This window comes from Massilia sp. P1_C10, from assembly GCF_056406475.1.
On sequence record NZ_JBFUAC010000001.1, the window covers coordinates 552,708 to 571,805 of the forward strand.

Sequence of the window (19,098 nt, forward strand, 5' to 3'; positions counted from 1 at the left end):
TGCGCGTGGAAAGCCTTGGGGTGGTTTGTGACGAGCGCAGCGAGGATGCCCCGCAGGGCAAGCCGTTTGAGCGAAGCGAAAATATGGCTTGCTCCTAACCGGCGACTCGGCGACCACCACCATATGCTGATTGCACCGGCGGCAGACGAGCAGCGTCGAGCAATGTTAGCAATTCCCGCGAAAGCAAAAATACCGCAGACAACCAATTGCGTCAGCGACACCGTTGAAAGCATATCCGACGCTCTTATGAACACGACGCCGCCTTCAACAGCCCTCGGCGAAGTGACGCATTCCGCGCTCGCAATGCTGTCCTTTCGCTCGCTCGGGGAACCCACGACCGCTGTTCTTGTGAGGATCATGAGCAGCCACTACCGACTGCTGATGGCAGCCATTTGTGGGCGTCCGCTTCCGACCCAAAGCGGACGGTTGGAACCAAAAATTGGGCGTAGTGCGACGCCTGCCGTCTAGTCACTCGGATTTAACAAACGGCAACCGAAACGAGATCCGAAAGCTTCCACTTTGCGCCCACGCCTCGGACAATTATGTACGTTGTCGTGACGCCGCAGCTGTTGAGTGCAGGACGAAGCTATCGCTCTCAGGTAGGTCACTCTCAGGAATTGACCTATGTAGTTTCATAATTGCCTTGGCCGCATCCGGAGGCAACTTAGAACCTATTACTATTACCAAGTCCCGCTGCCATTCATACTTGGCGATCACGGGCTTCGCGGCCGCTCTCCAGATATAGTCGTCAGTCATGCTTGATGCGCTGCCGTAAGCCTGCGGCGCAACGACAGCGATTAGAACTGTGAAGCGCTGTATCGCCTTCCGCAATTTAACTCTCCGATAACAATTGGACCACCGATGAAGTGACAAAAAGTCCGACGCTTGAGTCCGCTTCTGGCCGAAGCCGGCCGTTGGGTCCAGCATAGCATGTTGCCAACGAGGAAAATTACACAGGCGGTCGCGACCGGCAGCAAGCGACCCAAAGCGGACACTGAAGTATTGCTAGTGAACTGCGTTCACCACGGATTCCTCCTAAAACCTTAGTTCGCGCGTATGAGGCGTAAACCCGGCTTCATGCTCAGCAACCTCAATTTTGACGGTATGTAAGCAAAGTGAGATCCCGGCCACAAACGGCAGTACGAAGCCACCGAGGATTATCACAGCGGGCGGCGCACAGATAAAACTGGCGAAAGGAAAGGACAGACAGAATGATGCGACGAGGCACAAATTACCTAACGTCGAAGCGCGTATGCGCAAAGGCGTGTGGCACTGGGGGCAATCGTGCTTCATTCCCCGAAAATTTAGCAGAGCGCGATACATTGGTATGGCGTTGGAGTGACAAGCCGGGCAGTTATACATCTATTTTTCCTCAAGATGATGGATAAGCGGAACTTCTGCTTCTGGCCGTTAGCAGACGCCTAAAGAATGGAATGCCGTTTTGTGCTTGAGCGTTGTTGACGCTACCTCACCGGTCCGCTACTTCACCGAGCAATCCATTTTTCGGGTTCTCATCGATTAATTAGTTACCGTTTCTGCGACGTAGTTGCTCGCCGGATTTAAGTATATCCAGATAATCTGCCCACTGTTGCATCATTTTCTTTCGTTCCAGGAGATGCGCGGTCCGGTTGTAGGCGCGTCCGTTGGGATCTCGAACCGCATGTGCGAGTTGGTGTTCGATTAGTTCGGGACGAACGCCCAGCACTTCATCCAGAATCGTCCGCGCCATCGCGCGAAAGCCGTGGCCGCTCATCTGGTCCTTCGCTATTCCCAGGCGCCGCATCGCCGCAAGGATTGCGTTGTCGCTCATTGGCCGTGTAGACGATCGCGCGCTGGGAAAAACATATTTCCCGTCGCCGGTCAGCGGACGTACCTCACGCAAAATTGCAATCGCCTGTGTGGACAGCGGAACGATGTGGGAAGTGTCGGTCTTCGTTACTGTGTAACGCCATTCTGCAAGGTCGAAGTTGATATCGGCCCACTCGGCAGTTCGCAGTTCGCCAGGTCGCACGAAGACGAGAGGCGCCAACTTGAGCGCACAAGCGACCACCAACGTTCCTTGATAGCTATCAATTTCGCGCAGCAGCCTCGCGACTTCAAACGGCTCTGTGACCGCGGCAAAGTGCTCGCCTCGTACTGGTGGCAGAGCGCCCCGCAAATCGCCGGAAGGGTCGCGCTCGGCCCTTCCGGTGGCTACTGCGTACCGAAACACCTGGCCGCAATTTGCCAAAGCGCGATGGGCAGTTTCGATGGCGCCGCGATTCTCGATTCGGCGTAACACAGCCAACAGCTCTGGCGGCTTGATGGCGTCGATCGGGCGCGCCCCGATCCACGGAAATATGTCGCGTTGAAGCCGGCGAATGATGCGATTAGCGTGGTTCTCGACCCAGTTCGGAGAATACTTTCCATACCACTCCTGGGCGATGACCTCGAAGCTATTCTCGACGCTCGAGCGCTGCGCTGCCTTTTGCGCTTTCCGGTGTTCGCCTGGATCGACGTCGTTTGCAAGCAGCTTGCGCGCGGCGTCTCGTTTTCCGCGCGCATCCTTCAGGCTTGTATCGGGATAAATACCCAATGCCAAACGTTTTTCCTTCCCGTTGAACCGATATTTCCATCGCCACAACTTGCTCCCGGTGGGCGCAACTTCGAGATAAAGGCCGCCAGCATCGTAGAGCCTGACTGCCTTTATGCCTGGCTTGGCGTTGCGAACGCTGAGATCACTGAGCGGCATTTGGGGGCACCGGAAAATAAGGGTCACCGTATGCCGCCTAGAATGCCCCTCTCTGGGGTCGGACGTCAACGGACTTCCGCAGACTTCCACGCACAAAAAAACCGCGTTTCCCTAGGGAGAACGCGGTTTTCAGCAAATCCTGATACATCTCAAAGCAAGCTCATGGTGGAGGCGGCGGGAATCGAACCCGCGTCCGCAAGCACTACACAGACAGTTCTACATACTTAGCACTGCCATTTAATTTAACCGGTACAACGCGGACGTGCACGCTGTGTACAAGCGAGTTACCTATTATTTAGTCGAATACTAAGTAACCCAGTATCAGACGAGTCCCTGTAAATGACTCTAGAGCTTTTAACGGCCCACCCCAGGGACGAGGTGTTCTAGAGCTAGCAGCAATTAAGCTGCCAGTGCGTACGAGTTATCGTTTGCAGTTAAGTTTTTTCAGGTTGTATTTACGAGGTAGCCCGCCCTCGGTATGCCCTGCGCTGCTTCGCAACCCACGTCGAAACCAGGTCGCCCCCACAGAACTCCATTGTAGCGCAATCTGCTCCCGCGTGCGGTACCTGCGCGCCGCCGCGCGTGAGCGCGGACAATCAGCGGTTCTGATTGCCGATCTGGTTGCCCAGCATGCCGCCGCCGATCACGCCGGCCACCGTCGCCAGCTTGCGCCCGTTGCCGCTGCCGACCTGGTTGCCGAGCAAGCCGCCGACCACCGCGCCCACGCCGATGCCGACGTAGTTCGGCTGGGCTGGCCGCGGCGCCTGTTGCACGGGCGCACGGTAGTTGTCGTTGTAGTCGTTACGCGCGACCTGCTGAGGGTGGTGATGCACCACGTGGCGCGGCGCGGCGTGCTTGACCACCGGCGCCTTGCGCACTGGAGCTGGCTCCGGCTCGTCGACGTACAACTGCTGCGGCTGGACCGGCTGCGGCGTGGCCGCTGCCAGGTTCATTGGCGCCGCCGGCAGTGCCGACAAGGTCGCCGCGCTGGTCAGGGGAGTTTGCTCGGGCGCGACGGCGCCGCGGGAGGAGGGCAGCAGGCCGGTGATCGCCGCCGTGCCAGCCAGGCTCACGACGATGACGGAGGCGGCGGCCGCTGCCATCAGCGGGTGAATACGGGTTGCGGTTTTGATCGATTCCATTTTTTTGCTCCTGAGCGTTAAGTTGTGCTGCAGGAACAGATTAACCGCGCCGCCCCGGGGCAAGATAGGCGTAGGCTGTTTCAGTCGTTACAAGGTGTAAGTACGGGATGTCGTACCAGCGAAGGCTGGTACGACGCGGTGGCGCGTTACGCTGCCACGACGTTGCCGGACAGCGCGCGCAAAGTGTCGAGCAGCGCGCCTGGCGTCTCGAGCAGGAAGTCCGCGCCCCAGGTACGCGGCTCGATCGCGCCGCAGTAGCCCCAGGCGCAAGCGACCGTCACCATGCCAGCGGCCACGCCCGCTTCGACGTCGCGCAAGTCGTCGCCGACATACCAGCAATGCTCCGGCGCAACGCCAAGCCGGCGCGCGCCTTCCAGCAGCGGCTCCGGGTGCGGCTTAGGATGCGGCGTGGTGTCGCCCGAAATGATGCAGCCGGCGTGCGCCAGCCCGATCTGCGGAATCAGCGGATCGGTGAAGCGCGCCGGCTTGTTGGTGACGATGCCCCACGCCATGCCGGCGCCGGTGATGCCGTCCAGCAGTTCGGCGACGCCGCCGAACAGCGAGCTCTCCACCGCCATCGCCGACTGGTAGCGGTCGAACCACTGCAGGCGCAGCTCTTCGTAGCCTTCATCGGCCGGCGTCAGCCCGAAAGCGGCGCCAATCATGCCGCGCGCACCGGCCGAAGCGGTCGGCCGCAGCACGTCGTACGGGGTCGGCGCCAGCCCGCGCTGGGCGCGCAGGTAATTGACGGCCGCCGCCAGGTCGGGTGCGGTGTCGGCCAGCGTGCCGTCGAGGTCGAACAAAATGGCACGCGGTGCCTGCGTTGGGAGTGCGCGGTTCATGGAAGTCTTGAGAAAAAGAGGGCGCCGGTCAGAGCGGGCGGGTGCAGGCCACCATGTAATTGACGTCGGTATCGTCGTTGAGCGAATACAGCTTGGTCAGCGGATTGTAGCCGAGGCCTTTCATCGCATCGAGCTGCAGGCCTGCCTGGCGCACGAACTGCGACAGCTCGGCCGGCGTGATGAATTTGGCGTAATCGTGCGTGCCTTTGGGCAGCATGCGCAGCAGGTACTCGGCGCCGATCACGGCGAACAGGTAGGACTTCGGATTGCGGTTCAGCGTCGAAAGGAACACGTGCCCGCCCGGCTTGACCAGCTTGGCCGCGGCGCGCACGATCGACGCCGGGTCCGGCACGTGCTCGAGCATCTCCATGCAGGTGACGACGTCGTACTGGCCCGCTTCGCGCTCGGCCATGTCCTCGGCCGAGATCAGCTCGTAGCGCATCTGCACGCCTGACTCCAGGCTGTGCAGGTCGGCCACTTTGAGCGCCTTGTCGGACAGGTCGATGCCGGTCACGTCGGCGCCCTTGCGCGCCATCGATTCGGCCAGGATCCCGCCGCCGCAGCCGATGTCGATCACCTTGCGCCCGGTCAGCAGCGCGCGCGCGTTGATCCATTCGAGGCGCAGCGGATTGATGTCGTGCAGCGGGCGGAACTCGGACGTCGGGTCCCACCAGCGGTGGGCGAGGTCACTGAATTTTTGGATTTCGTGTTGGTCGGCGTTCATAGGCGGAATAATAACGGGAAATTCAAACGGTGGGCGAACAACTGGCGCGCGCTGCGGCGCCATATAAAAAAACCCCGCCGAAGCGGGGTTCTTAAGAAGAGCGGCGAACCGCCCAGGAATTACTTGTTGCGGGTACCGACGACTTCGATTTCCACGCGGCGGTTCTTGGCACGGCCGGCGGTGGTCTTGTTGTCAGCAACTGGCTGCTTCTCGCCCTTGCCTTCGGTGTAGATGCGGTTCGCTTCCACGCCCTTAGACTGCAGGTAGGCCTTGACGGCTTCGGCGCGGCGGATCGACAGCTTCTGGTTGTACGCATCGGTGCCGATCGAGTCGGTGTGGCCGACGGCAATGATGACTTCCAGGTTGATGCCGCTCAGCTTCGAGGTGAGGTCGTCCAGGCTGGCTTTGCCGGCTGGCTTCAGCACTGCCTTGTCGAAGTCGAAGAACGCGTCGGCCGAGTAGCTGACTTTTTCCGAGGTCGGCACTGGCGCGACGACGGGGGCCGGTGCCGGGGCAGGAGCCGGAGCGGCCACGACTGGCGGCGGTGGCGGAGCGACGCAACGGCCATTCACCAGCGTCTCAGGCGCCACGCACAGCGGCAGGTCGCAACCTGGCACGGCGTCGGCCGGGGTCCAGTAGCCGGTGCGCCAGCACAGGCCGAACGGGTTGCGGGCGATGATGCCACGCGAATCCTGCACGTAGGCGCTGTACGGCGTTGGGGCCTTGATGTCGGTGGTCAGCGGCGCGTACGGCGGCGAGGTCGCGGCCGAGGTCTGCGCGAAGGCGCTTCCCGCCAGCGCTGCGGAGGCGGCGAGGATGAAGGTGGCTAATTTATTCATGTAATTTTCTTCCTTTCGGGGGTAATATCCGCAGCAAAATCTGCGCAACGTGGCGTGCATGGTCAGAATACTAACACTTTTCATGCCTTGCCCGCCTCGGCTTGCGAAACAGGCAATTGACTTCTCGGCCATTTTGCCACAGCAACCGATTCCGCACGACGCCCCGTAAATCAAACGTGATGCATTCTGAAACTCACGTTGTTTATTTGCAACATCGTGACACCCCGTACTTGCCGGGCTTGACAGGCCCGTTTCACGCTGAGATTTAGACAAAAAATCAACACGCTGGAATTGCGCTAATGCTATAAGCCGCATGGTAAAATCGCCCGCTTGTAACATAACCACAGCCTGAGACCAGTCCCTGCCAATGGATCAATTCGCAAAAGAAACAATCCCTATTTCCCTCGAAGAAGAGATGCGCAAGAGCTATCTCGATTACGCGATGAGCGTGATCGTCGGCCGCGCATTACCGGATGTGCGCGACGGCCTCAAGCCTGTGCACCGCCGTGTGTTGTTCGCCATGCACGAAATGAACAACGTCTACAACCGCCCGTACGTCAAGTGCGCGCGCGTGGTCGGCGAAACCATGGGTAAGTACCACCCGCACGGCGACGCGTCGATTTACGACACCCTGGTCCGCATGGCCCAGGACTTCTCGCTGCGCTACACCCTGGTCGACGGCCAGGGCAACTTCGGCTCGATCGACGGCGACTCCGCCGCGGCAATGCGTTACACCGAGTGCCGCCTCGACAAGATCGCCAGCGAAGTGCTGGCCGACATCGACAAGGACACCGTCGACTTCCAGCCTAACTATGATGGCAAGGAAAAAGAGCCGACGGTATTGCCGACGCGCATCCCGAACCTGCTGATCAACGGCTCGTCGGGCATCGCGGTCGGCATGGCGACCAACATCCCGCCGCACAACCTGACCGAGATCATCAACGGCGCGCTGCACGTTCTGCGCAACCCGGACTGCACGATCGACGAACTGATCGAGATCATCCCGGCGCCGGACTTCCCGACCGCCGGCATCATCTACGGCGTCTCGGGCGTGCGCGACGGCTATCGCACCGGCCGCGGCCGTGTGGTGATGCGCGCCAAGACCCACTTCGAGGAATACGGCAAGGACGGCGGCCGCATCGCGATCATCGTCGACGAGCTGCCTTACCAGGTCAACAAGAAGTCGCTGCTCGAGCGCATCGCCGAAAACGTGCGCGACAAGAAGTTGGAGGGCATCTCCGACATCCGTGACGAGTCCGACAAGTCGGGCATGCGCGTGGTCATCGAACTGAAGCGCGGCGAAGTGCCGGAAGTTGTGCTCAACAACCTGTACAAGCAGACCCAGCTCCAGGACACCTTCGGCATGAACATGGTGGCGCTGGTCAACGGCCAGCCGAAGCTGCTGAACCTGAAGCAGATGCTGTTCTACTTCCTGTCGCATCGCCGCGAAGTGGTCACGCGCCGTACCGTGTTCGAACTGCGCAAGGCGCGCGAACGCGGCCACATGCTCGAAGGCCTGGCCGTCGCACTGGCCAACATCGACGACTTCATCGCCATCATCAAGAGCGCGCCGACCCCGCCGGTCGCCAAGACCGAGCTGATGGCGCGCGGCTGGGACTCGTCGCTGGTGCGCGAGATGCTGCAGCGGACCGCCGAAGGCACGACCGTCGGCGGCATCGAGGCATTCCGTCCCGAGCACCTGCCGAAGCACTACGGCATGCAGGCCGATGGCCTGTACAAGCTGTCGGACGAACAGGCGCAAGAGATTCTGCAGATGCGCCTGCAGCGCCTGACCGGCCTTGAGCAGGACAAGATCGTCAATGAGTACAAAGACATCATGACGCACATCGCCGACTTGCTCGACATCCTGGCCAAGCCGGAGCGCGTCACCACCATCATCACCGACGAACTGACCGTCATCGTCAACGACTACGGGACCGGCAACAAGGACGTGCGCCGCTCGACCATCGAGATGAACGCCACCGACCTCGAAACCGAAGACCTGATCACGCCGCAGGACATGGTCGTGACCCTGTCGCACACCGGCTACATGAAGTCGCAGCCGATCGCCGAGTACCGCGCGCAGAAGCGCGGCGGCCGCGGCAAGCAGGCGATGGCGACCAAGGAAGAGGATTGGATCGACCAGCTGTTCATCGCCAACACGCACGACTACATGCTGTGCTTCTCGAACCGCGGCCGCATGTACTGGCTGAAGGTATGGGAAGTGCCGCAAGGCTCGCGCAATTCGCGCGGCAAGCCGATCGTCAACATGTTCCCGCTGCAGGACAACGAGAAGATCACGGTCATCCTGCCGCTGTCGGGCGACAACCGCACCTTCCCGGAAGACCACTACGTCTTCATGGCCACCAGTCTGGGCACCGTCAAGAAGACGCCGCTGAAGGACTTCAGCAATCCGCGCAAGGCCGGCATCATCGCGGTCGACCTGGATGAAGGCGACTTCCTGATCGGCGCCGCGCTGACCGACGGCGAGCACGACGTGATGCTGTTCTCCGATTCCGGCAAAGCGGTGCGCTTCGACGAGAACGACGTGCGTCCGATGGGCCGTACCGCCCGCGGCGTGCGCGGCATGAACCTCGAAGAAGGCCAGAACGTGATCGCGCTGCTGGTCGCCGAGAATGAGCAGCAGTCCGTGCTCACGGCAACCGAAAACGGCTTCGGCAAGCGTACTCCGATCACCGAGTACACCCGCCACGGCCGCGGCACCAAGGGCATGATCGCGATCCAGACCAGCGAGCGCAATGGCAAAGTCGTTGCCGCGACCCTGGTCGTGCAGACCGACGAGATCATGCTGATCACCACCGGCGGCGTGCTGATTCGCACCCGTGTTTCGGAGATCCGCGAGATGGGCCGCGCGACCCAGGGCGTGACCCTGATCGCGGTCGAAGACGGCACCAAGCTGTCGGGCCTCCAGCGCATCGTCGAAACCGACCTGGAAGAACCGGACGTCGAACAGGCGCCGGAATAAATCAGTGCGGGGGAGGGCTTTGGCCCTCCCTTTTTTTGCCTAACCCGAAGAGCACACCCATGAAAAAGATCGTTCTCGCAGCTTGCCTCGCTCTGTCTTTCGCCATGCCGTCCGTGTACGCCCAGAGCGCCGCGCCGGTCAGTCCAGCCGCCACTTCCGCCGCTCGCGACGTGCTCGAGGCGATGAACTACCGCAGCACAATGAAGGCGATGATGGCGCAGGTCCAGCAGAGCATGCCCGCCATGATGCTGCAAGGCGCCACGGCCGCCATCGAAAGCAATCCGAAAATGAATGCGGAGCAGAAGGCCGCCGCGCTGAAGGACGCGCGCGAGGAAATCCCGCGCGCCGCCGCTTCGTTCGGCGCGACCTTCAACGATCCCGCGCTGATGGAAGAGCTGGCCGCCGAAATGATTCCGCTCTACGCCCGCCATTACACCGTGCCGGAGTTGAAGCAGATCGCCGCGTTCTACCGCTCCCCTGTGGGCGTCAAGATGATGGCCACCATGCCGCAGCTGATGAACGAATCGATGGCCGTCAGCCAGAAGGTCATGATGCCCCGCATCAAAGCGGCGATGGAAAAAGTGGTAAAGACCCAGTAATCGCTTTGCTTTTTTGGGTCCGCTGAGCGGAAAGTCGGCGGACGGGCTACACTTTGTGGTCCGTCTTCATAAAGAAGGCTGTGCGAATGCCGCCGGCCCTGAAATGAATGTCGTTCCAGCGCAGGCTGGAACCCATGCGCCATGTGAATTGCGCCGATGCCAGATCTGGCAGGGTATGGGTTCCAGCCTTCGCCGGAACGACAGTCATGGGTCGGCTGCCTTGTGTTCATTTTCATCGAGCTGACCTCACGTGACCCACATCTACAACTTCTCCGCCGGCCCCGCCGTCCTTCCCAAAGAAGTCTTGCAGCAGGCTGCCGCCGAAATGCTCGACTGGCACGGCAGCGGCATGTCGGTGATGGAGATGAGCCACCGCGGTCCCGAATTCATCTCGATCTACCAGCAGGCCGTGGCCGACCTGCGCGAGCTGCTCGCCGTCCCCGACAACTACAAGATCCTGTTCCTGCAAGGCGGCGGCCTGGCCGAAAACGCCATCGTGCCGATGAACCTCGTCGGCCGTGTGGGGCAGGGCGCCACCATCGATTTCGTCCACACCGGCTCCTGGTCCGGCAAGTCGATCAAGGAAGCCGCACGCTACGCCAATGTCAACGTGGCCGCCGCGCCGGCCGACGGCTTCACCAGCGTGCCGCCGCAGCAATCGTGGAAGCTCACACCCGGCGCCGCCTACCTGCACCTGTGCACCAACGAGACTATCGACGGCGTCGAGTACAACTTCGTGCCGACCGTGCAGGGCGACACCCCGATCGTCGCCGACATGTCCTCGCACATCCTGTCGCGCGTGATCGACGTGTCGAAATACGGCGTGATCTTCGGCGGCGCCCAGAAGAACATCGGCCCCGCCGGCCTGACGCTGGTGATCGTGCGCGAAGACCTGCTCGGCCACGCGCTGCCGATCTGCCCGTCCGCGTTCGACTGGAAGGTCGTCGCCGACCACGACTCGATGTACAACACGCCGCCGACTTACGGCATCTACATCGCCGGACTGGTGTTCGCGCATCTGAAAAAAATGGGCGGCGTCGCGGCGATGGAGAAAATCAATATCGAAAAGGCGCGCCTGCTGTACGCCGCGCTCGACGCCGACGACTTCTATTCGAACCGTGTGGCTGTCGCCGACCGCTCGCGCATGAACATCCCGTTCTTCCTGCGCGACGAATCGCTGAACGACAAATTCCTGGCTGGTGCAAAAGCGCGCGGCCTGCTGCAACTGAAGGGCCACAAGTCCGTCGGCGGTATGCGAGCATCGATCTACAACGCGATGCCGATCGAGGGCGTGCAAGCCCTGGTCGATTATTTGAACGAGTTCGCCGGCAGGTAGTCTAATAATAGACACCAGCGGCCCCAATCGAACCAATCCAAGCAGACAATGACAGACAAACTCAAACCACTGCGCGAACAGATCGACGCGATCGATGCGCAGCTTCTCGACCTGCTGAACCAGCGCGCGCGCCTGGCGCAGGACGTCGGCCACATCAAGGCAGAAACCAGGGCGCCGGTATTTCGCCCCGAGCGCGAAGCGCAGGTGCTGCGCGGCGTGGCCGACCGCAATCCCGGCCCGCTCAAAAACGACGACGTCCAGACCATCTTCCGCGAAATCATGTCGGCCTGCCGCTCGCTCGAAAAGCGCGTCACCGTCGCCTACCTCGGGCCGGCCGGCACCTTCAGCGAACAGGCCGTGTACCAGCAGTTCGGCGGCGCCGTCGACGGCCTGCCTTGCGTGTCGATCGACGAAGTGTTCCGCGCCACCGAAGCCGGCACCGCGGACTTTGGTGTGGTCCCGGTCGAAAATTCGTCCGAGGGCGCGATCAACCGCACGCTCGACCTCATGCTCGCCACCACCACCATCATCAGCGGCGAAGTCGCGATTCCCGTGCACCACAGCCTGATGACCAGGACCGGCTCGATGGACGGCGTCAAGGTCGTGTGCGCGCACTCGCAGGCGCTGGCGCAGTGCCAGGTCTGGCTGAACCAGCACTATCCCCAAATCGAGCGGCGCGCCGTCGCCTCGAACGCGGAAGCGGCCGTCATGGCCAGCAATGATCCGACGATCGCGGCGATCGCCAGCGAGATGGCGGGCGAGCAGTACAAGCTCGGCGTAGTGCAGGCCCACATCCAGGACGACCCGCACAACCGCACCCGTTTCGCCGTGATCGGCCACCTGCAGACCAACCCGTCGGGCATCGATCAGACCTCGCTGGTGCTGGCGGTTCCCAACAAGGCCGGCGCGGTATACAACATGCTGGCGCCGCTGGCCACGCACGGCGTGTCGATGACGCGGTTCGAATCGCGTCCCGCCCGCATCGGCACCTGGGAATACTATTTTTACGTCGACATCGAAGGCCACATCTTCGATCCGTCCGTCGCCAAGGCGATGGAAGAACTGAAAGACAACGCCGCCTTCTTCAAGGTGCTCGGGTCCTATCCGCGCAGCCACTAACTTTTTAACAGAGAATCGTCCATGTCCAAGCAATACGGTCCAGATTACGTCCGCGCCATCGCTCCTTACCAGGCCGGCAAACCGATCGCCGAAGTAGCGCGCGAGTTCGGCCTCGACGAGGCGTCCATCGTCAAGCTCGCATCGAACGAAAACCCGTTCGGCATTCCCGAGTCCAGCCGCGCCGCGATGGCCGCAGCTGCCGCCGAACTTGGGCGCTACCCGGACGCCAACGGCTTCGAGCTGAAGGCCGCGCTGTCGAAGCGCTACAACGTGCCGGCCGACTGGATCACCCTTGGCAACGGCAGCAACGACATCCTCGAAATCGCCGCCCACGCCTTTGTGCAGGCCGGCCAGTCGGTGGTGTACGCGCAGTATTCGTTCGCCGTGTACGCGCTGGCGACCCAGGGCGTCGGCGCCCGCGCCATCGTCGTCCCGGCCAGGAACTACGGCCACGATCTCGACGCGATGGCCGCCGCGATCGAGCCCGACACCCGCCTGGTGTTCATCGCCAATCCGAACAACCCGACCGGCACCTTCATTCCGGCCGCCGACATCGAAGCCTTCCTGAACAAGGTGCCGGACCATGTGATCGTCGTGCTCGACGAGGCCTACAACGAATACCTGGCGCCCGAGCACCAGTTCGAGTCGGCCGACTGGGTCCGCAAGTACCCGAACCTGATGGTCTCGCGCACCTTTTCGAAAGCCTACGGCCTGGCCGGCCTGCGCGTCGGCTTCGCGATCGCGCAGCCGCACGTGACCGACCTGATGAACCGCATCCGCCAGCCGTTCAACGTCAACTCGCTGGCGCAGGCCGCCGCGATCGCCGCGCTCAACGACAAGGAGTTCCTGGAGCAGGGCGCAAAGAACAACGCCGCGGGCTACCAACAGTTCGTCGAAGCGTTCACGGAGCTGGGGCTCGAGTTCGTGCCTTCCTACGGTAACTTCGTGCTGGTGCGCGTGGGCGGCGACGAGCAGGCCGGCGCGCGCGTCAACCTGGCGCTGCTCAAGCAGGGCGTCATCGTCCGCCCGGTCGGCAACTATGGCCTGCCCAACTGGCTGCGCGTCTCGATCGGCCTGCCGGCGGAGAACGCCGTCTTCATCGCCGCGCTGAAGAAAGCGCTCGGCTGATGCTGCAAAAGGTCGTCATCTTCGGCGTGGGCCTGATCGGCGGCTCGTTCGCGCTGGCGCTCAAGCGCGCCGGCGCGTCGCGCGAAATCGTCGGCATGGGCCGTTCGCCGGAAGCGATGGCGCGCGCGCTGGAACTGGGCATCGTCGACAGCGTCGGCCAGTCGGTCGAAGCGGCGATGCGCGGCGCCAGTCTGGTGCTGATCGCGGCGCCGGTGGCGCAGACCGAGGCGATTCTCGCGTCGCTGCTGCCGCACCTTGAAGACGGCACCATCGTCACCGACGCCGGCAGCACCAAGTCCGATGTCGTCGCGGCCGCCCGCGAGGCGCTGGGTGCGCGCATCGGCCAGTTCGTGCCTGGCCACCCGATCGCCGGCCGCGAATCGAACGGCCCGGACGCCGCCATCGCCGACCTTTACCAGGGCAAGAAGACCGTGCTGACGCCGCTGCCCGAAAACGCCGCCGGGGATGTGGCGCGCGTGGCCGCTGCCTGGGAAGCCTGCGGCGCCATGGTCCACCAGCTAACGCCGGCGCAGCACGACAAGGTGTTCGCCGCGGTCAGCCACCTGCCGCACCTGCTGGCCTTCGCGCTGGTCGACGACATCGCCCGCAAGCCGCACGCCGACCTGCTGTTTCAATACGCGGCCAGCGGCTTTCGCGATTTCACCCGCATCGCCGCCTCGTCGCCCGAAATGTGGCGCGACATCAGCCTGGCCAACCAGCAAGCGCTGCTCGGTGAGCTCGACGCATATCTGTCACAATTGACCGGACTGCGCGCGATGCTGGCCGCCTCCGACGGCGCCGCCATCGAAGCCGTCTACGCCAACGCCCGCCGCGCGCGCCGCCGCTGGACCGGCGAAATCGAGGCCGCCGAATCTCCCGCGCCGCGCAGCGCCGAATAGCTTTCAAGGATCACCGCATGACGCAGCAAAAAACCTACCCGCACCACATCGATCTCGCGCCGGTGGCGCACGTCGCCGGCACCGTGCGCCTGCCAGGCTCGAAGAGCATCTCCAACCGCACCTTGCTGCTGGCCGCGCTGGCCGAAGGCAGCACCACCATCGTCGACCTCCTCGATTCGGACGACACCCAGGTCATGCTGGCGGCCTTGCGCTCGCTCGGCATCGCGTGGGAGCAGACCGATTCGCGCACCCACGTGGTCGATGGCGCCGGCGGCGTGCTGCCGGTGGCGCAGGCCGACCTGTACATGGGGAACGCCGGCACCGCGATCCGCCCGCTGTCCGCGGCGCTGGCCGTGATCGGCGGCGACTACACCTTGCACGGCGTCGCGCGCATGCACGAACGCCCGATCGGCGACCTGGTCGACGCCCTCAACGCGGTCGGCGCGCATATCGAATACACCGGCGAGCCGGGTTTCCCGCCGCTGCGCATCGGCAGCGGCGATCTGCGCGCCGAACGCATGTCGGTGCGCGGCAACGTGTCGAGCCAGTTCCTGACCGCGCTGCTGATGGCCGCGCCGCTGATGGCGAAGGATGGCCCGGTCAGCATCGACGTCGAAGGCGAGCTCATTTCCAAGCCTTACATCGAGATCACGCTGAACCTGATGCGGCGCTTCGGCGTGACGGTGGAGCAGGACGGCTGGCGCTCGTTTACGGTGCGGCCGGGGCAGAAATACCGCAGCCCCGGCGTGATCCACGTCGAAGGCGACGCCTCGTCGGCCTCGTACTTCCTCGCGGCCGGGGCGATCGGCGGCGGTCCGGTGCGGGTCGAAGGCGTGGGCGCCAACAGCATCCAGGGCGACGTGCGCTTTGCCGAGGCTCTCGAACAGATGGGCGCCAGCATCACCCGCGGCGACAACTGGATCGAGGCGAAGTCGAATGGCGTGCTGAAAGCGATCGACGCCGACTTCAATCACATTCCGGATGCGGCGATGACCATCGCGGTGGCCGCGCTGTACGCCGATGGCACCAGCACCTTGCGCAATATCGCCAGCTGGCGCGTCAAGGAAACCGACCGCCTGGCGGCGATGGCGACCGAGCTGCGCAAGCTGGGCGCGGTGGTGGTGGAGGGCGCCGATTACCTTTCGGTGACGCCGCCGGCCGCCATCCAGCCGGCCACCATCGATACCTACGACGACCACCGCATGGCGATGTGCTTCTCCCTCGCCACGATCAAGGGCGCGGCGATGCGCATCAACGATCCGAAGTGCGTCGCCAAGACTTTTCCGGACTACTTTGAGGCGTTTGCCGCCATCGCGAAGTAAAAAAAGGGGGCAGGTGCGCCGGACCTGACCCCGCCTGATCGCCGCGGCGGGTAGAATTTGCCCCACTGCCAACACTGAATAAGAAGCGCCATGCCAAACAACCCAATCCCGGTCATCACGATCGACGGCCCTACCGCGTCCGGCAAGGGCACGGTCGCACACAAAGTGGCCGATCGCCTCGGTTTTCACTTCCTCGATTCGGGCGCGCTGTATCGCCTGACCGCGCTGTCGGCGATCCGCCGCGGCACCGACCTGGCCGACGAACACGCGATCGCCAAGGTGGCCGAACACCTGCAGGTCCGTTTCGACGGCCCCGAGATCCTGCTGGCGAGCGAAAATGTCACGAGTGCCATCCGCGCCGAAGAGGTTGGCAACCTGGCATCGAAGATCGCCGCGCTGCCGGCCGTGCGCCAGGCGCTGTTCGCGCTCCAGCTCAGTTTCCGCAAGGCCCCCGGCCTGGTCGCCGACGGGCGCGACATGGGTACCGTGATTTTTCCCCATGCCAAGCTAAAGGTGTTCCTCACCGCAAGTACCGAGGCGCGCGCCCAGCGCCGATATAAGCAATTGATTGACAAGGGAATTTCTGCTAATATGGAAGACCTCCTGTCAGATTTGAAAGCGCGCGACGACCGTGATACGCATCGGGCAATCGCACCGCTGGTTCCGGCAGAAGGGGCGCATCTCCTCGACACTTCCAACATGACGGCCGACCAGGCCATTGAGGAAGTGATGTCCTGGTGGGCGCACAGGGACGCAAAATAGCGTGTCCCGCGCGCGGCGCCGACCCTCGACGCTTTCAACATGACGGCCGATGCCGGCCTTTGAGAAAGCCTGAATGGAGGCGCAACGCGGCAGTCGTGGTGTCCGGCGCGGCAATGGTGCCGTTTCGGACGTGGTTCAACCTAACCCAGTTTAAGTCGCATCGTGCGATCTCTGCTGGCTCACAAAGTAAATCCTATGTCTACAGCAACAACTGAAGCAACCGGTATGGAAAGTTTTGCAGCGCTCTTCGAGGAATCGTTGTCGCGTCAAGATATGCGCTCCGGCGAAGTCATTTCCGCTGAAGTCGTGCGCCTCGACCACAATTTCGTGATCGTCAACGCCGGCCTCAAGTCCGAAGCATTCATTCCCATCGAAGAATTCAAGAACGACCAGGGCGAACTGGAAGTTCAAGTCGGCGATTTCGTTTCCGTAGCGATTGAGTCGCTGGAAAACGGCTTCGGCGACACCATCCTGTCGCGCGACAAGGCCAAGCGCCTGGCGTCGTGGCTGGCACTGGAAAAAGCCATGGAATCGGGCGAGATCGTCGTCGGTACCGTCAATGGCAAAGTCAAGGGCGGCCTGACCGTTCTGACCAACGGCATCCGCGCGTTCCTGCCGGGTTCGCTGGTCGACACCCGTCCTGTCAAGGACACCACCCCGTTCGAAGGCAAGACCCTCGAATTCAAGGTTATCAAGCTGGACCGCAAGCGTAACAACGTGGTGCTGTCGCGTCGCGCCGTCATCGAAGCATCGATGGGCGAAGAGCGCCAGAAGCTGATGGAAACGCTGAAAGAAGGCACCGTGGTGACCGGTATCGTCAAGAACATCACCGACTACGGCGCGTTCGTTGACCTCGGCGGCATCGACGGCCTGCTGCACATCACCGACCTGGCATGGCGTCGTGTGCGTCACCCGTCGGAAGTGCTGACCGTCGGCCAGGAAATCACCGCCAAGGTCCTGAAGTACGATCAGGAAAAGAACCGCGTTTCGCTGGGCGTGAAGCAGCTGGGCGACGATCCTTGGACCGGTCTGTCCCGTCGTTACCCGCAAGGCACCCGCCTGTTCGGTAAAGTCACCAACCTCACCGACTACGGCGCGTTCGTCGAAGTCGAGCAGGGCATCGAAGGCCTGGTCCACGTGTCGGAAATGGACTGGACCAACAAGAACGTCGCTCCAAACAAAGTCGTCCAGCTGGGCGATGAAGTTGAAGTGATGGTCCTGGAAATCGATGAAGAGCGTCGTCGTATTTCGCTGGGCATGAAGCAGTGCAAAGCGAATCCATGGGATGACTTCGGCGTGACCCACAAGAAGGGCGACAAAGTCCGCGGCGCGATCAAGTCGATCACCGACTTCGGCGTGTTCATCGGCCTGGCCGGCAACATCGACGGCCTGGTGCACCTGTCCGACCTGTCGTGGACCGAGTCCGGCGAAGAAGCCGTGCGTCGTTTCAAGAAGGGCGACGAGCTCGAAGCCATCGTTCTGGCCATCGACGTGGAGCGCGAGCGCGTTTCGCTGGGCGTCAAGCAACTGGAAGGCGACCCATTCAACAACTTCGCGGCAATGAACGACAAAGGCTCCCTGGTAACGGGTACGGTCAAGTCGGTCGAGCCTAAGGGCGCTGTGATCCAGCTGTCCGAAGAAGTCGAAGGCTACCTGCGTGCTTCCGAAATCTCGCGCGACCGCGTTGAAGATGCCGGTACCCACCTGAAGGTCGGCGACAGCGTTGAAGCCCTGGTCATCAACATCGATCGCAAAGCGCGCAGCATCCAGCTGTCGATCAAAGCGAAAGACAATGTCGAGACCCAGGAAGCCATGCAGAAAATGGCAGCAACCGACAACAACGCAGCTTCGGGCACCACCAGCCTGGGCGCGCTGTTGAAAGCCAAGTTCGATAACAAGAACTAAGCATTCGGAACCAGCCAGATGACGAAGTCCGAGTTGATCAACCGCCTCGCTGAGCGCTATTCTCAGCTGGTGGCCAAAGATGCGGAGTACGCTGTCAAAACCATTCTCGATGCAATGACCAATGCTTTATCGACTGGCCAGCGCATCGAGATCCGCGGTTTCGGCAGTTTTGCCCTGAATAGTCGGCCACCGCGCATCGGCCGCAACCCGAAGTCCGGCGACAAGGTGATGGTTCCTGAAAAACGGGTCCCTCACTTCAAGCCAGGCAAGCAGTTGCGCGAGCGCGTAGACGCGATGGTCGGGCAGCCGATCATCGAAGACTAAGTCGTCTGGCGGCACAGCATGCAAAGAACGGCGTCCCTGGATGCCGTTTTTTTTCGTCCTGCCGATTTATGCGGAACTTTGAATAATTACCCATGATGTGCGACACTTCGCACTTCGACTCACCAGGACCTGGCAGATGAAATTCCTCTCCTCCATCGTTGGATTAGTTCTGTTTATCCTGTTTTTCGGCTTCGCGCTGAAAAACACGCAGGAAGTCGACCTGCACTTTTTCCTGAATTACGAATTGCGCGGCCCGCTGGTGCTGATGCTGCTGGCGTTCTTTGTCGCCGGCGCCGCCCTCGGCATCCTGGCCGTCACGCCGACCGTATTCCGCCACCGCCGCGAGCGCACCCGCCACGAGGACACCATCCAGGCGCTGCAAAACGCCAAGGTGGCGAGCGCGCCGCAACCGGACAGCGTCAGCCCGCGCGGCTGATCGC

At 62.2% G+C, this 19,098-nt stretch carries 17 protein-coding genes and 1 other RNA gene; 11 read left to right on the forward strand and 7 right to left on the reverse strand.

Annotated elements, in window-relative coordinates:
- Positions 1-1,522 precede the first annotated feature (1,522 nt).
- The 6 genes from AC1D02_RS02630 to ompA all read right to left on the reverse strand — a co-directional run bounded on the left by AC1D02_RS02630 (position 1,523) and on the right by ompA (position 6,278).
- Complete coding sequence (locus tag AC1D02_RS02630) at positions 1,523-2,731, reverse strand: tyrosine-type recombinase/integrase (RefSeq protein WP_477313411.1); 1,209 nt, start codon at positions 2,729-2,731, stop codon at positions 1,523-1,525.
- Between the two features lie 163 nt (positions 2,732-2,894).
- Positions 2,895-3,255: a transfer-messenger RNA gene (gene ssrA / locus AC1D02_RS02635) on the reverse strand.
- 72 nt (positions 3,256-3,327) lie between these two features.
- Entirely contained in the window at positions 3,328-3,873 is a 546-nt protein-coding gene (locus AC1D02_RS02640; protein ID WP_477313413.1) for a glycine zipper 2TM domain-containing protein, read from the reverse strand.
- Between the two features lie 146 nt (positions 3,874-4,019).
- Positions 4,020-4,715 (reverse strand): HAD family hydrolase, encoded by a 696-nt coding sequence (locus tag AC1D02_RS02645; protein WP_477313415.1) that lies wholly within the window; start codon positions 4,713-4,715, stop codon positions 4,020-4,022.
- 28 nt (positions 4,716-4,743) lie between these two features.
- Positions 4,744-5,439, reverse strand: coding sequence for a bifunctional 2-polyprenyl-6-hydroxyphenol methylase/3-demethylubiquinol 3-O-methyltransferase UbiG (gene ubiG, locus AC1D02_RS02650; RefSeq protein WP_477313417.1), 696 nt, complete (start codon positions 5,437-5,439; stop codon positions 4,744-4,746).
- A gap of 119 nt (positions 5,440-5,558) precedes the next feature.
- Positions 5,559-6,278 carry an outer membrane protein OmpA gene (gene ompA, locus AC1D02_RS02655; RefSeq protein ID WP_477313419.1) on the reverse strand — a complete coding sequence of 240 codons (720 nt, stop codon included), beginning with the start codon at positions 6,276-6,278 and terminating at the stop codon, positions 5,559-5,561.
- A 367-nt stretch (positions 6,279-6,645) separates the two neighbouring features.
- Here ompA and gyrA point away from each other — a divergent pair, with 367 nt between their 5' ends.
- Positions 6,646-9,264 (forward strand): DNA gyrase subunit A, encoded by a 2,619-nt coding sequence (gyrA, locus tag AC1D02_RS02660; RefSeq protein WP_477313421.1) that lies wholly within the window; start codon positions 6,646-6,648, stop codon positions 9,262-9,264.
- 59 nt (positions 9,265-9,323) lie between these two features.
- Positions 9,324-9,863 carry a DUF2059 domain-containing protein gene (locus AC1D02_RS02665; protein ID WP_477313423.1) on the forward strand — a complete coding sequence of 180 codons (540 nt, stop codon included), beginning with the start codon at positions 9,324-9,326 and terminating at the stop codon, positions 9,861-9,863.
- Between the two features lie 46 nt (positions 9,864-9,909).
- Here AC1D02_RS02665 and AC1D02_RS02670 read toward each other — a convergent pair whose 3' ends face one another.
- Entirely contained in the window at positions 9,910-10,071 is a 162-nt protein-coding gene (locus AC1D02_RS02670; protein ID WP_477313425.1) for a hypothetical protein, read from the reverse strand.
- Positions 10,072-10,113: 42 nt separating this feature from the next.
- Between AC1D02_RS02670 and serC the strand changes: the two genes are divergently transcribed.
- The 9 genes from serC to AC1D02_RS02715 all read left to right on the forward strand — a co-directional run bounded on the left by serC (position 10,114) and on the right by AC1D02_RS02715 (position 19,094).
- Positions 10,114-11,199: a 3-phosphoserine/phosphohydroxythreonine transaminase gene (gene serC / locus AC1D02_RS02675; RefSeq protein WP_477313427.1), complete on the forward strand. Its 1,086-nt coding sequence runs from the start codon at positions 10,114-10,116 to the stop codon at positions 11,197-11,199.
- Between the two features lie 48 nt (positions 11,200-11,247).
- Entirely contained in the window at positions 11,248-12,318 is a 1,071-nt protein-coding gene (gene pheA / locus AC1D02_RS02680; protein WP_477313429.1) for a prephenate dehydratase, read from the forward strand.
- 21 nt (positions 12,319-12,339) lie between these two features.
- The gene (gene hisC, locus AC1D02_RS02685) at positions 12,340-13,446 is read left to right on the forward strand and encodes a histidinol-phosphate transaminase (RefSeq protein ID WP_477313431.1); all 1,107 of its coding nucleotides are present in this window, start codon (positions 12,340-12,342) and stop codon (positions 13,444-13,446) included.
- Entirely contained in the window at positions 13,446-14,345 is a 900-nt protein-coding gene (locus AC1D02_RS02690) for a prephenate dehydrogenase (protein ID WP_477313433.1), read from the forward strand. Before hisC ends, AC1D02_RS02690 begins: the two co-directional genes overlap by 1 nt.
- 17 nt (positions 14,346-14,362) lie before the next feature.
- Positions 14,363-15,667 carry a 3-phosphoshikimate 1-carboxyvinyltransferase gene (aroA, locus tag AC1D02_RS02695; RefSeq protein WP_477313435.1) on the forward strand — a complete coding sequence of 435 codons (1,305 nt, stop codon included), beginning with the start codon at positions 14,363-14,365 and terminating at the stop codon, positions 15,665-15,667.
- 90 nt (positions 15,668-15,757) lie between these two features.
- Positions 15,758-16,429 (forward strand): (d)CMP kinase, encoded by a 672-nt coding sequence (cmk, locus tag AC1D02_RS02700; protein WP_477313437.1) that lies wholly within the window; start codon positions 15,758-15,760, stop codon positions 16,427-16,429.
- Positions 16,430-16,654: 225 nt separating this feature from the next.
- Positions 16,655-18,334, forward strand: coding sequence for a 30S ribosomal protein S1 (gene rpsA, locus AC1D02_RS02705; RefSeq protein ID WP_477313439.1), 1,680 nt, complete (start codon positions 16,655-16,657; stop codon positions 18,332-18,334).
- Positions 18,335-18,352: 18 nt separating this feature from the next.
- Positions 18,353-18,658, forward strand: a complete 306-nt coding sequence (locus AC1D02_RS02710) for an integration host factor subunit beta (protein ID WP_072787195.1) — start codon at positions 18,353-18,355, stop codon at positions 18,656-18,658.
- 136 nt (positions 18,659-18,794) lie between these two features.
- Positions 18,795-19,094: a LapA family protein gene (locus AC1D02_RS02715; RefSeq protein ID WP_477313442.1), complete on the forward strand. Its 300-nt coding sequence runs from the start codon at positions 18,795-18,797 to the stop codon at positions 19,092-19,094.
- The last annotated feature ends 4 nt before the right edge of the window (positions 19,095-19,098 follow it).